The following is a 12,200-nucleotide window of genomic DNA, read 5'->3' on the forward strand; positions in this document are numbered from 1 at the left end:
TCGATGTTGGGGCTGACCAGCAGGCGACCGCCAGCCTTGTGCAAGGCGTCGACGTGCGCCGCCGTCAGCACCGTGCCGGCGCCGATCAGCGCGGTTTGCGGCAGCGCCTTGACCAGATCGGCGATGGAGACGAACGGCTCCGGCGAATTGAGCGGCACTTCGATTGCCTCGATGCCGGCGTCATGGATCGCCTTGCCGATCGCCACCGCCTCGGACGGCTTCAGGCCGCGCAGGATGGCGACAAGGCCGCGCCTGAGCTTCGGGAAGGGTGCGGTCTGGCTCATCAAGCGCCTCCAATCATGCCGTTCTCGCGCGCGGCCTCGACAAGGCCGGCGCGCACCGCTTCATCGGCGTCGACGGTGCGGAAGGCAAGGCCGGCAAAACCAAGGGCGGAACCGTAGAGCGTAGCCAGCGCGCCCGAGGCGACCAGCACCACCAGCGCTTCGCCGGCGCCATAGCGGCGCCTCGCCGAGGCGATCTCGCCGCCGATCAAAAGTCCGGACAGGCATGCCGCCGCGTCGGCGGGCTTCAAATCCTGCAGAAGCCCGGCGGCGCGGATGGCGAACAGCTTCGAGGTCACGTCGCCGCCCTCGCCCAGGGCCCGCTCGCACCATTGCCGGAAGAACGGGCTGTCGGCGGCGACCGGAGCGGGATGCTCGCCCAGCGAATGTTTCAGGATCGAGTGCGTAGCCAAGACGGAAAACAATTCGCCGGTCGGCCAGGTGCCGAAACCTTCGACGGTACCGTCCTGGACCGAAACCCATTTTGAATGGGTGCCCGGCATGCAGACGAGATGGCGCCCCTTTGCCGGCAAACCGGCGCCGGCAAGCTGGGTTTCCTCGCCGCGCATGACATCCGGCGCGTCGGCCAGGCGCTGCGCGAGGCCGGGCACGATGCGGATGTCGCGGCGCGAGCCCTCGATGCGGGCGGCGCCGCGCAAGATCGCGCCGATCGGCGCCGGCACGGTGACATAAGGCGCCTCGATCCAGCCCTGCCGCGAGCCGGCCATCCCGCAGATGACGACCGGCAGCGTGTCCGGCGCGCCCATGGCGTTGAGATGGCCTTCCAGCACCTTGGCAAAACCTTTTTCGCGGGCGGTGATCAGCCCGTCGTCGCCGCGCCGCTCGGCAAGCACCTTGCCGGTATTGTCGAGCAGCCAGGCCCGCAGCCTGGTCGTGCCCCAGTCGAGCGCAGCAACCGCCGGTGCCGAACTCACAGGAAGCCTCCGTCGACGATCAGCATCTGGGCGGTCAGCATGCGCGAGGCGTCCGACGCCAGGAACAGCACCGTGCCCACCATGTCGTCGGGCTGCATGACGTCCTTGATGCATTGCTTGGCGATATGGGCGGCGAGCCCGTCATCCGTGACCCAGAGCTCGCGCTGGCGCTCGGTGATGACCCAGCCTGGCGCCACCGCGTTGATGCGGATGCGGTCGGCGCCGAGCTTACCCGCAAGGCCTTTGGTCAGGCCGAGTATGCCTGCCTTGGCCGCTGTGTAGGCCGGCATGTCGGGATGGTTGATCAGATAGGAGGTGGAGGTGAAGTTGATGATCGAGCCGCCGCCGGCGCGTTTCATGCCGGGCGCCACCGCCTGGGCAGTGAAGAAATGCGGCCGCAGGTTGATGGCGAGATTGTTGTCCCAGAACTCGACGGTGACGTCTTCCACGGCGTGGCGGTCGTCGAGCGCGCCGTTGTTGACCAAAACGGTGACATCGCCATGCGCTTCAGCCGCCTTGGCCGCGGCGGCGCGCAGCGCCGCGATGTCGCGCAGGTCGGCCTTGAGATAGAGCGGGCGGCGGCCCAGCTCCTTCTCCAGCCGGTCGGCCAGGGCCGTGCTTGGGCTCTCGGCGATGTCGATGAAGGCGACTTTAGCGTTCTGCCGCATGAAACCTTCGGTCAGCGCCGCGCCGATGCCGGAGCCGCCGCCGGTGATCAGCACCGAGGCGCCGTCGAGGTCGGCGAACCGCGCCGATGGCATCATGATTTCTTCTCCCTTTGGCCGGCGCGCATCCTAGCCACGCCGGGCCGGGGAGCAAGGGCGAAAAGGCGGATTCGGCAGCTTATGTCCGACAAATGAGCTCTGCACCCCCGTCCCCCGGAAGCTGCTCAAGGTTTGTTGAGATTCAGGTCAGGCCGAGTCGGAGTCGAAGACGGGCGCGAAGCGACCAAACTGGGTGGGTTCCGAGAACCGGAGCGGAGCGTACTTAAAGTACGTGAGCACCGGAAGCGCAGGAAGCCGACATTAGCAGGCCGGCCTCACCTGAATATCAACAGACCTTGTCAGATTGCCTTGGCATGCAGCGCGCCGCGATAGGAATCGCGCAGATAGCCGAGCGTGGCGTCGGCATCGGCCGGCTTGCCGAACAGATAGCCCTGGCCGCCGGCGCAGCCGAACTGGACGAGGCGGTCGGCCTGCGCCTCGTCCTCGATGCCTTCGGCGACGACATCCATGCCGAGCCCCTCGCACATGGCCAGGATCGCTCGGATGATGTGCTCCGAGGGCCGGTCGTCGAGAATGGAGGAGACGAAGGCGCGGTCGATCTTGAGCTTATCGAAATGGAACTCGCGCAGGCGGCCGAGCGAGGACTGGCCGGTGCCGAAATCGTCGAGCGAGACGCGGATGCCGACGCGGCGCAGGTCCTCGACGATCTTCTCGGCCGAGGCCGGATCGTTCATCAGGCCGGTCTCGGTGATCTCGATCTCCAGGCGGCGCGGGTCGAAGCCGGTGCGCTCGAGGATGGCCAGGATATGCAGGCCGGTGTTCTGGTCGACAAGCTGCGAGGGCGACAGGTTGAAGGACAGGAACAGATCCTTGGGCCAGCTGCGCGCCGCTTCCGTCGCCTTGCGCAGCACCAGCTGCGACAGCGGACCGATGATGCCGCGTTCTTCGGCGATCGGGATGAAGACGGATGGCGGCACGACGCCGAGGTCGCGGTCGGTCCAGCGCGCCAGGGTCTCGAAGCCGATGGTGCGGCGGCTGTTCAAATCGACGATGGGCTGGAAATGCGGCTCCACCTCGCCGGCCGAGACGGCGCGGCGCAGCGCCTGCTCGATGCGGGTAACGCGCTTGGCCGCCTCCTCCATCTCGCGCGTGTAGACGACGACGCGGCCGCGGCCCGAGCGCTTGGCGTGATAAAGCGCGGTCTCGGCCTTGTTGATCAGGATCTCGGTGGTCTCGTCGCCGGAATAGAAGAGCGAGCAGCCGACCGAGGCCGAGAGCCTCGCGGTGCGCTCGCCGACGTCATAGGGCGCCGACAATATCTCGATCAGCATGCGCGACTTCTCGGCCGCCTGCTCCTCGGAGAACACCATCGGGTAGAGATAGGCGAACTCGTCGGCGCCGATTCGGCAGACGGTGGAATAGCCATCCATCGAGGCGCGCAGGCGCATCGCCACTTGGATCAGGATGTCGTCGCCGGCCTTGTGGCCGAACAGGTCGTTGATCGGCTTGAAGCCGTCGAGGTCGAGGATGCCGACGGTGAAAGGCGCGGGATCGTCGGCGCGGTCGCTGATCAGGCGATCGACCTTGTCGAAGAAGCGACGATGGTTGCCGAGCCCGGTCAACGAATCCGTGAAGGCCAGATCCGTGTTTTCCTTGCCTGGCTGACCGGTGCCAAACGTCGTTTGCATCATGTCCCTGTTCTGATGTCGGTATTTCTCATCAGACTGGCACCAAAGCGTTTAGGAAAAGTATCGGAAAATCGATTTTCCTTCGTCCAGGAGTTGCTTGCGCCGCCGGCAACGGTTCAGCCTTGGACAAGGACTTCCGATCCGCTCCAAAATATTCTTTCATTCGAAACTTCTAATATAGATGTCGAATACTCTTTCCAGGTTCGCTTCCGGCCGTGCGATCGCGCGCGCCGCTCGCGCTTCCTTTAACCGGCTTGCCTGACGCGATAGAGCTCGATCGGGCTGCCCTTGGTCCCGCTGACGGGCTCGAGCCAGTCGGGCACGCTGCCGCGCAGCAGCCCGGCCAGGAAGCCCTGCGGCGCCTTTTGGGTCAGGGTCCGGCTCTCGCCATTGCCGGGGCAGATGGCGACGAGGCCGACACGATGCGCCTCGACGATCCGCCGCGCGTCATCGGCCGAGCCGAGAAAGGCGTCCAGCGCCAGGAGATTGCCGGCGACGTTGCGGTGATAGGGGCCAGCGAAGACCTTGTGGCCGCTATAGACGAGGATCGGCGCGCCGAGATTGGAGATCGCAAGCACGGTCGTGCCGGTCATGCCGCCAAGCGGCGCGAAGGTGGCCTTCTTCTGGCAGGCCTTGTCCGTCGCGCCGCGGTCGGCGACAGCCGGTCCTTTTTCGAACGCCACCGAGGCGGCGGCGGCAACGCCGGTCCAGACCGGGTTGATCGAGACCAGCCAGACGGCCGCAAGGCGCAGCGCCACGCCGGGCGAAGAGCCGGCCTCCGCCCGCGCCCGCCATTTCGCGATCCAGGCCGACAGCGGAATGACCGCGAAGGCGATCGAGAAGGTGGTGCCGCGCAGCTGCCAGGCGCCGACCACGAAGGAGACGGCGAGCAGCGCCGCGACGAGGCCGTCCTGCCGCGGCCAGCCGCCGCGCCGCAAAGGCAGCGCCATCAGGATGAGCGCTACCAGCGGCGTCGCATAACGCGCCGCAACGCGCGCCGGATCATGGACGAGCAGGGTGAACAGCGACTGGGCCTCGTCGATATGGTCGAGCCACAGTTCCTTGAGGCGTGGTTCGAGATTGGCATAGGGGGCTGAGAGGCATTGCGGGAACAGAGCCGTCACGACCACGCCGAGGACGAGGCCCAGCGCGGCAAGCGACGCCAGCCCGCGCTGCCGGCTGCCGGCTGTGGCCCGGATAGAGGCGATCGCCGCCAGCCCGACGCCGGCGATGGCCGCGACGACGAACTGCGCGACGGAGAAGGCATCGCACTCAGCCACGTCCCAGGCGGAGGGCGGGATGGTGGTGGCGAAGACAAGCGCCGCGACGCCGGCGAAGCCGAGGCCAAAATCGCGGGCGATTGTCCGCTCGCCGCTCGGATCGGCGACGAACAGCAGCGACACGCAGACGCCGATGGTGGCGACGTAAGGCACGGTTTCCATGCCGACGGCGAGCGTCAGCGCCGCGCAGAGGCCGGACAACAGCGCGGCCCAGCGCCAGGCAGGCGCCTCGAGCAGCAAAGCGAGGCTCGCCATGGTGAGCATCAGCTGGACGTTGTGGTGATCGAGCGCGCCGGGGTCATAAATGCCGAGAAAATAATAGCCGGCGCCGCCGACCAGGATGGCGGGCAGCACCGCGCCGGCGCCGCCGAAGCTGCGCGCGGCGCGAGCGGTGAAGAACAGGGTCGACCAGAAGAGCAGCGCCGGCCACAGCACCTGCGCCACGTCCTCGGCAAGCGGCCTGCTGCCGGTCAGCGCCGAGGCGGCAAGCACGATCGCGGCGATCGGCGCATCCACCAGCCTGGACCAGTGCATGACGAAGCCCCCTTCCAACCCCATGCGATACTGGTGCAGGTCGAACCAGCCCTGACCGGCAAGCAGGTCGCGGACCTCGACGAGGCGCAGCAGATTGTCGTTGTCGCCGCCGGCAGCAGTCAGTTGGCCAAAGCCGGCCCACGCATCGGCGGCGAGCGCGAGCAGGGTGACAAGCAGCGCCAGCACGAGGTCGGATTTCCACGCGGCGGCGCCGTTCTCGGCTGTGCCCATTGCCGTGACCTTTGACGGGAGAGGATCGGTTTAAACCTAGCCTTAACCGCTTCAATAAATAGTAAAACGGCTCGACGGGACCGGCATCAGGCCGGCCGGAGGCTGGTCGGGCGTCCGGAGACAGACATGCCGCATGCAGTCCGCCACGAGCCGGTCATCGCCGTGCTCCTGCCTTGCTACAATGAGGAGCTCACGATCGGCGAGGTCGTGCGGCGCTTCCGCGAGACCCTGCCGTCGGCCGCGGTCTATGTCTACGACAACAATTCCAAGGACCTCACGGCGCTGAAGGCCCGAGCAGCCGGCGCCATCGTCGTGCGCGAGCCGCGCCAGGGCAAGGGCAATGTGGTGCGGCGCATGTTCGCCGACATTGATGCCGACATCTATGTGATGGCCGACGGCGACGGCACCTATGCGCCGGAAGACTCGCCGCAGCTGATCAACGTGCTGCAGACCGAGCGCTCGGACATGGTGGTGGGCACCAGGCGCGGCGTGACCGACGATGCCGGCCGCAACGGCCACGCCTTCGGCAACCACATCTTCAACCGGCTCTACAAAGGCCTGTTCGGGACCGATTTCACCGACATCTTCTCCGGCTACCGGGTATTTTCGCGCCGCTTCGTCAAAAGCTTCCCGGCGGTGTCCGGCGGCTTCGAGATCGAGACCGAGATGTCGGTGCATGCGTCTCAGCTCAAGCTGCCGGTGAGCGAGATGGCGCTCGATTACGGCCGCCGCCCGGAGGGCTCGTCGTCGAAACTGTCGACCTTCCGCGACGGCGCCAGGATCCTGTGGATGTTCGCCATGCTGGTGAAGGAGACGCAGCCGCTGCGCTTCTTCGGCACCTTCGCGCTGTTCTTCCTGGCGGCCAGCATCGGCCTGATGATCCCGGTGGTCATCGAATTCGCCGAGACGGGTCTCGTGCCGCGGATGCCGACCTGGGTGCTGTCGATCGGCATGCTGCTTCTGGCCATGCTGTCGATGATGACCGGGCTGATCCTCGATTCGGTATCGCGCGGCCGCGCCGAGCAGAAGCGCATCTTCTATCTGTCGATTTCCTCAGGCCGGGCAGAGCGCGGGGTACCGGCGCAGGCATTGCCCAAGGGCGAAGCTGGCAAGGCTTCGCGGGCAGCCTAGTGGGCGGCATAGTGGGCCGCCTCATCCGCTTCACTCTTGCCGGCGGCATCGGCTTCGCCGCGGATGCGGCGGCGCTCTGGCTGCTGCTTGCCGCCGCGCCGCTTGGCGCGCTTTCCGCGCGCGTGCTGTCGATCGGCTTCGCGCTCTGCGTCACCTGGCAGATCAACCGCCATGTGACCTTCGCGCCGTCGAGCCGGAGCATCGCTGAGGAAGGCGCCCGCTATGGCGGCGTCGGCATCGCCACCAGCATCGTCAACTATCTGGTCTACTGCGCCGTCCTGCTCGCTCTGCCGGCCCTGCCGCCGCTGGCAGCGCTCGTCATCGCCTCGATCGTTGCCATGACGCTGTCCTTCCTGGGCTATTCCAGGCTGGTCTTCGACCGCTGAGACCGCTTGGAAATTCCACTCTGGCGGCCATCTGTTGGCGGCTTCTCCGCTTCCGGTGCTCACGGACGCGAAGTCCGCTCCGCTCCGGTTCTCAAAACCACCACCATATGACTCGCCAGAGCGAATTTCGAAACGGTCTCTAAGCTTCTGCACCAAGCGAGCACGATTGGCAGGAGCCGCCGATTTCCTTATATCGACGGCTGAGTTTCCCCGGAGAGGAAAAATGCCGCTCAAGATCGCCGTCCAGATGGACCATGTCTCCACCGTGTCGATCGCCGGCGACACCAGCTTCGCGGTGTCGCTGGAAGCGCAGCGGCGCGGCCACAAGCTTTTCCACTACACGCCCGACCGGCTGTCGATGCGGGACGGCAAGGTGTTCGCGCGCGTCGAGGAGATGCAGGTGCGCGACGAGAAGGGCAACCATTATTCGCTGGGCGAGAAGGTGCGCACCGATCTCTCCGAGATGGACGTGGTGCTGCTGAGGCAGGATCCACCCTTCGACATGAACTACATCACCACCACACACATATTGGAGCGCATCCATCCGAAGACGCTCGTGGTCAACGATCCGGCCTGGGTGCGCAACAGCCCGGAAAAGATTTTCGTCACCGAATTCCCGGACCTGATGCCGGAAACGCTGATCACCAAGGATCCCCATGAGGTGGCGGCCTTCCGCAAGGAATTCGGGGACATCATCGTCAAGCCGCTCTACGGCAATGGCGGCGCCGGCATCTTCCACCTGCACGAGGCCGACCGCAACCTCGCCTCGCTGCTCGAGATGTTCGGCCAGCTGTTCCGCGAACCCTATATCGTGCAGCGCTACCTCAAGGACGTGCGCAAGGGCGACAAGCGCATCATCCTGATCGACGGCGAGCCGGTCGGCGCCATCAACCGCGTGCCGGCCGAGCACGATTCGCGCTCCAACATGCATGTCGGCGGCCGCGCCGAGAAGACCGAGCTGACGGAGCGCGAGCGCGAGATCTGCGCCCGCATCGGGCCTTCCCTGAAAGAACGCGGCTTCATCCTCGTCGGCATCGACGTGATCGGCGACTACATGACCGAGATCAACGTCACCTCGCCGACCGGCATCCGCGAGGTCAAGCGCTTTGGCGGGGCGGATATCGCGGCCCTGTTCTGGGATTGCGTGGAGGAGAAGCGGGGGTAATTCTCTTCACGATGCAGGCGGCGTTCCATCGGGCCCGTCGTGTCGCCGAATAAGGTAACGGGGCTTCCGCCTGCAGTGGACGACGAACTATTTTGGGGGGCGAGATGCCAATGTGCTGCCTATGACCGGAAATGCTCCCGCGCTCTATCCACAACTGGGCCTGACTCCCCGTTTTCCAAGGCTCGCAATTTCATGGTAATTGTCACCGCAAGCGACAATAACTTTGTGCCCGGGCTTTTTCTATTCATCTTTTCTGCCTGGATTCATAATCGCGAGGCGAAATTCGTCGTCATCGATGCAGGAATAGAGCCTGCGAGCGTGATAGAGCTTCGCCGTTTTTGCGAACGAAACGGAATTGACTGTCAGTTGGTGCAAGCGGACGGCAAGCGGATTTCCGATCTGCCGACAAGAGGCAAGCTGCTGACGACGGCCGCATATGCCCGAATACTCATTCCCGAGATATTGCCTGATTGCGACAAGGCCATCTATTTGGATGCGGATACGCTGGTGGTGTCCGATCTCGGTGCCCTCTGGTTGGCGGACCTGGGCGACAATTTGGTCGCCGGCGTGGTTGACGGCTTCGTCGAGCAGGAGGAACTCGACGACATCGAAATGTCCCGGAATGAATATATCAATTCCGGCGTTCTGGTGATGAATCTCGTCGCCTGGCGCAGGGAAGGCATTGCGGACAGAGTCTTTGCAACGGTTCGTGAAACCGCCAAGTCGCGATACCTCGACCAGACGGCCTTGAACACGGTGGTGCGCGGACGAGTTCTCTTCCTCGGCAGGGAATGGAATTTCTTTTCAGAGCGCTATGTGGAAATCGAACGGCGACTTCCAAAGGTGATCCACTATGCAGGGTCGGCCAAGCCCTGGCGCTACAGGCGCGTGCCTTTTGCCGATGTTTTCAATTTCTACAGAACCCTGTCGGGTTCGGATATCCCGGAGGGGACGCTGCTTTGAAATCCGCTCGTAGGCGCAAGATGATCCTTGGCCTTATCGGGCTGCGCAGAAAATACTGGTCCTCCGCCCTGGCGACCTACTACTACCGCCGTCGATTTACCAAGCCACATCTGCGAAGCCTGGGTAAGATGTTCTCGAAGGTTCCGTTGCCGCCGCAGCATTCGACTGCCACGCGGGAACGAGACGCGCAGTTGCCGACGTTCTCGTAATGTTCTTGCCCAAAGCGAAAATCTGTGGTTGTCTAGCCTGATTTCACTCGCGGCCTGATCGCAAGGTCATGCGAGCTGGTATCCGGGGGCTTAAAAAATGCTGGCGCGGGTTCGCACGGTGGCTTTCCAGGGCATCGAGGCCTTGCCGGTCGATGTCCAGGTGATGGTCTTGCCTGGCAAGGTCGGCATGCAGATCGTCGGCCTGCCGGACAAGGCGGTGGCCGAGAGCCGCGAGCGCGTGCAGGCAGCGCTGCATGCATCCGGCCTGTCGATGCCGTCGAAGAAGGTGACGGTGAACCTCGCGCCGGCGGACCTGCCCAAGGAAGGTAGCCATTACGACCTGCCGATCGCGCTCGGGCTGATGGCGGCGCTCGGCGCTATCCCTGGCGACATGCTCACCGGCTATGTGGTGCTGGGCGAATTGTCGCTCGACGGCACCATCGCCGGCGTAGCCGGGGCGCTGCCGGCGGCGATCGGCGCCAATGCCGAAGGCAAGGGCCTGATCTGCCCCTTCGCCTGCGGACCGGAAGCGGCCTGGGCCGGCAAGGATTTCGATATATTGGCGCCGCGCAGCCTGATCGCGGTCGCCAACCATTTTCGCGGCACGCAGGTGCTGTCGCGGCCCGAAGCCGGCATCCAGCTTGCGGCGCGCGACCTGCCGGACCTCGCCGACATCAAGGGCCAGGAGAGCGCCAAACGGGCGGTCGAAGTGGCTGCCGCCGGCGGGCACAACCTCTTGATGGTCGGGCCGCCGGGCTCTGGCAAGTCGATGCTGGCGCAAAGGCTGCCCTCGATCCTGCCGCCGCTGGCGCCGAAGGAACTGCTCGAAGTTTCGATGATCGCGTCGGTCGCCGGCGAGCTCGGCGAGGGCAAGCTGACTGACCGGCGGCCGTTCCGCGCGCCGCATCACTCCGCCTCGATGGCGGCGATGGTGGGCGGCGGGCTGCGCGCCCGCCCCGGCGAGGTGTCGCTCGCCCATCACGGCGTGCTGTTCCTTGACGAGCTGCCGGAGTTCACACCGCAGACGCTGGATGCGCTGCGCCAGCCGCTGGAGACCGGCGACTGCATGATCGCGCGCGCCAACCACCGCGCCACCTATCCCGCGCGCATCCAGCTGGTGGCGGCGATGAACCCGTGCCGCTGCGGCATGTCGGGCGAGCCAGGCTATCGCTGCCTGCGCGGCGATCGCTGCCGCACCGAATACCAGGCCCGCATTTCCGGCCCGCTGCTCGACCGCCTCGACCTTCGGATCGAAGTGCCGGCGGTGTCGGCGAGCGACCTGATACGGCCGGACAAGGCCGAGACAAGCGCTGCGGTGGCGCAGCGCGTGGCGCGTGCTCGGGCCATGCAGCGCGAGCGGCTGGAAAGGCTGGGCGCCGGCGCCATCACCAACGCGCATTGCCCGCCTTCGATCATCGAGGAGATCGCCAAGCCCGATGCCGCCGGTCTGACGCTGCTCAAGGACGCCAGCGAGAAGCTCGCCTTCTCGGCGCGGGCATATCACCGCGTGCTCAAAGTGGCGCGCACGCTGGCCGACCTTGACGCCAGCGAGACCGTCGGCCGCATCCATCTCGCCGAAGCTATTTCCTACCGGATGAGCGCGGAGCGGATGGCGCAGGCGGCGTAGTCAAGGAACTCGCAAGGAGGCCGAGTCGGTTTCTTCGCTCCTGAGTTCCTCTTCAATCGGCCTCGGGGATCAGCTTCTGCAGCGTCGGCGCCAAGATCATGCCGAAGGTCAGGACATCGCCATAGGCCCGGGCGGAAAGCATCGCCCCGTGCACGGTCGCCATGAAGGCCTCGGCCTCGACGCGAGGCGCGGCGGCGATCGTCAATGTGCCTTGCCCGGCGCCGCGCTCGATCACGCCTGTCAGCCAGCCTGACAGAAACTGAAAATACGCACGGACTTCCACAGCAACCTCCGGCGGCAGGGCTGGAAGCTCGCTGGCGAGCAGCGCGCAGACGCAAAACGGCCTGCTCGCGTCCTCGATGCACTGGGCCCAGAAGCCGGCATAGGTTCGCAGCAGCTCGGGCGGCTCAGGCACATTGCGCTCAAGTTCCGTCATGCCTGTCACGGCATCCTCGAGGTAGCGCCTGACCAGGGTCTGCACGAGGTCGACCTTGCTTGGGAAATGATGATGGATGCTCGCCTTGCGGATGCCGACCACCTCGGCGATATCGGCGTAGCTGAAGCCGTTATAGCCGCCGGCGACGATGAAGCGTCGCGCGGCGGCCAGGATGTCGTCGGCTGTATTCGAGGGCCTGTCCATAAGCATGCCTAGAGCGTTTCACCGTTTCACGGAAACGGCGAAACGCTCTATCTCCTTGTTTTGACGCAATTCCTGCCGGAAAACCGCGCACACTTTTCCTGGAATTGCTCTAATCTCCGGCGGCAGAAATCTCAACGCGCGGCCTGCGGCGACCTGCAAAGCAGGTCGCTCACCGAAAGCCAGACGGCGGACACCAGGAAATAGAAGGCGCCGAAAGCGGCATAGGGCGCGACATTGGCGATACCGATGGCTTCCGTGCCGCCCGCCATCTTGATGAAGAAGAGACCGGCCAAAGCCGACTGGGCGCCACTCAGGATCATCGCCCACTGGGCGCCATTGGTCTTCCAGCGACGAACCGCCGTCAGAAGCTGAAACGCGCCCGAGAAAACGGCCCAGACGCCATAG

Annotated in this window: 11 protein-coding genes and 1 pseudogene; 5 read left to right on the forward strand and 7 right to left on the reverse strand. The window is 65.2% G+C overall.

Features of this window, described 5'->3' with window-relative positions; all coding sequences use genetic code 11:
- The 5 genes and pseudogenes from EOA28_RS09935 to EOA28_RS09955 form a co-directional block, all read right to left on the reverse strand.
- Nucleotides 1–284, reverse strand: a pseudogene (locus EOA28_RS09935) (2-dehydro-3-deoxy-6-phosphogalactonate aldolase); the annotation flags it as partial.
- Entirely contained in the window at nucleotides 284–1,216 is a 933-nt protein-coding gene (locus tag EOA28_RS09940; RefSeq protein ID WP_245463433.1) for a 2-dehydro-3-deoxygalactonokinase, read from the reverse strand. The pseudogene EOA28_RS09935 and the gene EOA28_RS09940, both read right to left, overlap by 1 nt.
- Nucleotides 1,213–1,980, reverse strand: coding sequence for an SDR family oxidoreductase (locus EOA28_RS09945; protein WP_127252533.1), 768 nt, complete (start codon nucleotides 1,978–1,980; stop codon nucleotides 1,213–1,215). The genes EOA28_RS09940 and EOA28_RS09945 overlap by 4 nt, the downstream gene beginning before the upstream one ends.
- Before the next feature lie 299 nt (nucleotides 1,981–2,279).
- Nucleotides 2,280–3,629 (reverse strand): EAL domain-containing protein, encoded by a 1,350-nt coding sequence (locus EOA28_RS09950; RefSeq protein ID WP_126083626.1) that lies wholly within the window; start codon nucleotides 3,627–3,629, stop codon nucleotides 2,280–2,282.
- 245 nt (nucleotides 3,630–3,874) lie between these two features.
- Nucleotides 3,875–5,674, reverse strand: coding sequence for a GtrA family protein (locus EOA28_RS09955; protein ID WP_127252534.1), 1,800 nt, complete (start codon nucleotides 5,672–5,674; stop codon nucleotides 3,875–3,877).
- A gap of 126 nt (nucleotides 5,675–5,800) precedes the next feature.
- Here EOA28_RS09955 and EOA28_RS09960 point away from each other — a divergent pair, with 126 nt between their 5' ends.
- The 5 genes from EOA28_RS09960 (at nucleotide 5,801) to EOA28_RS09980 (ending at nucleotide 11,155) form a co-directional block, all read left to right on the forward strand.
- Nucleotides 5,801–6,805 (forward strand): glycosyltransferase, encoded by a 1,005-nt coding sequence (locus EOA28_RS09960; RefSeq protein ID WP_127252535.1) that lies wholly within the window; start codon nucleotides 5,801–5,803, stop codon nucleotides 6,803–6,805.
- A gap of 11 nt (nucleotides 6,806–6,816) precedes the next feature.
- A complete protein-coding gene (locus tag EOA28_RS09965; protein WP_127252542.1) occupies nucleotides 6,817–7,191 on the forward strand; it encodes a GtrA family protein in 375 nt (124 codons plus the stop codon).
- Nucleotides 7,192–7,414: 223 nt separating this feature from the next.
- Nucleotides 7,415–8,356: a glutathione synthase gene (gene gshB / locus EOA28_RS09970; RefSeq protein ID WP_127252536.1), complete on the forward strand. Its 942-nt coding sequence runs from the start codon at nucleotides 7,415–7,417 to the stop codon at nucleotides 8,354–8,356.
- A 192-nt stretch (nucleotides 8,357–8,548) separates the two neighbouring features.
- Entirely contained in the window at nucleotides 8,549–9,319 is a 771-nt protein-coding gene (locus EOA28_RS09975; protein ID WP_127386476.1) for a glycosyltransferase family 8 protein, read from the forward strand.
- 306 nt (nucleotides 9,320–9,625) lie between these two features.
- A complete protein-coding gene (locus EOA28_RS09980; RefSeq protein ID WP_128314862.1) occupies nucleotides 9,626–11,155 on the forward strand; it encodes a YifB family Mg chelatase-like AAA ATPase in 1,530 nt (509 codons plus the stop codon).
- Nucleotides 11,156–11,207: 52 nt separating this feature from the next.
- Here EOA28_RS09980 and EOA28_RS09985 read toward each other — a convergent pair whose 3' ends face one another.
- Entirely contained in the window at nucleotides 11,208–11,795 is a 588-nt protein-coding gene (locus EOA28_RS09985; RefSeq protein WP_127252539.1) for a TetR/AcrR family transcriptional regulator, read from the reverse strand.
- Nucleotides 11,796–11,926: 131 nt separating this feature from the next.
- On the reverse strand, nucleotides 11,927–12,200 hold a 274-nt coding region (locus EOA28_RS09990), incomplete at its 5' end, for a DUF308 domain-containing protein (RefSeq protein ID WP_189341991.1).

Origin of the sequence: Mesorhizobium sp. M2A.F.Ca.ET.067.02.1.1, assembly GCF_004023285.1 — a bacterium.
In the GTDB taxonomy this organism is placed as follows: Bacteria; Pseudomonadota; Alphaproteobacteria; order Rhizobiales; family Rhizobiaceae; genus Mesorhizobium.

What these genes read in the sequence shown, in the direction of transcription:
- EOA28_RS09945 (WP_127252533.1), bottom strand. Translation starts at nt 1,980, where the DNA reads ATGATGCCATCGGCGCGGTTCGCCGACCTCGACGGCGCCTCGGTGCTG.
- EOA28_RS09950 (WP_126083626.1), bottom strand. Translation starts at nt 3,629, where the DNA reads ATGCAAACGACGTTTGGCACCGGTCAGCCAGGCAAGGAAAACACGGAT.
- EOA28_RS09955 (WP_127252534.1), bottom strand. Translation starts at nt 5,674, where the DNA reads ATGGGCACAGCCGAGAACGGCGCCGCCGCGTGGAAATCCGACCTCGTG.
- EOA28_RS09960 (WP_127252535.1), top strand. Translation starts at nt 5,801, where the DNA reads ATGCCGCATGCAGTCCGCCACGAGCCGGTCATCGCCGTGCTCCTGCCT.
- gshB (WP_127252536.1), top strand. Translation starts at nt 7,415, where the DNA reads ATGCCGCTCAAGATCGCCGTCCAGATGGACCATGTCTCCACCGTGTCG.
- EOA28_RS09975 (WP_127386476.1), top strand. Translation starts at nt 8,549, where the DNA reads ATGGTAATTGTCACCGCAAGCGACAATAACTTTGTGCCCGGGCTTTTT.
- EOA28_RS09980 (WP_128314862.1), top strand. Translation starts at nt 9,626, where the DNA reads ATGCTGGCGCGGGTTCGCACGGTGGCTTTCCAGGGCATCGAGGCCTTG.
- EOA28_RS09985 (WP_127252539.1), bottom strand. Translation starts at nt 11,795, where the DNA reads ATGGACAGGCCCTCGAATACAGCCGACGACATCCTGGCCGCCGCGCGA.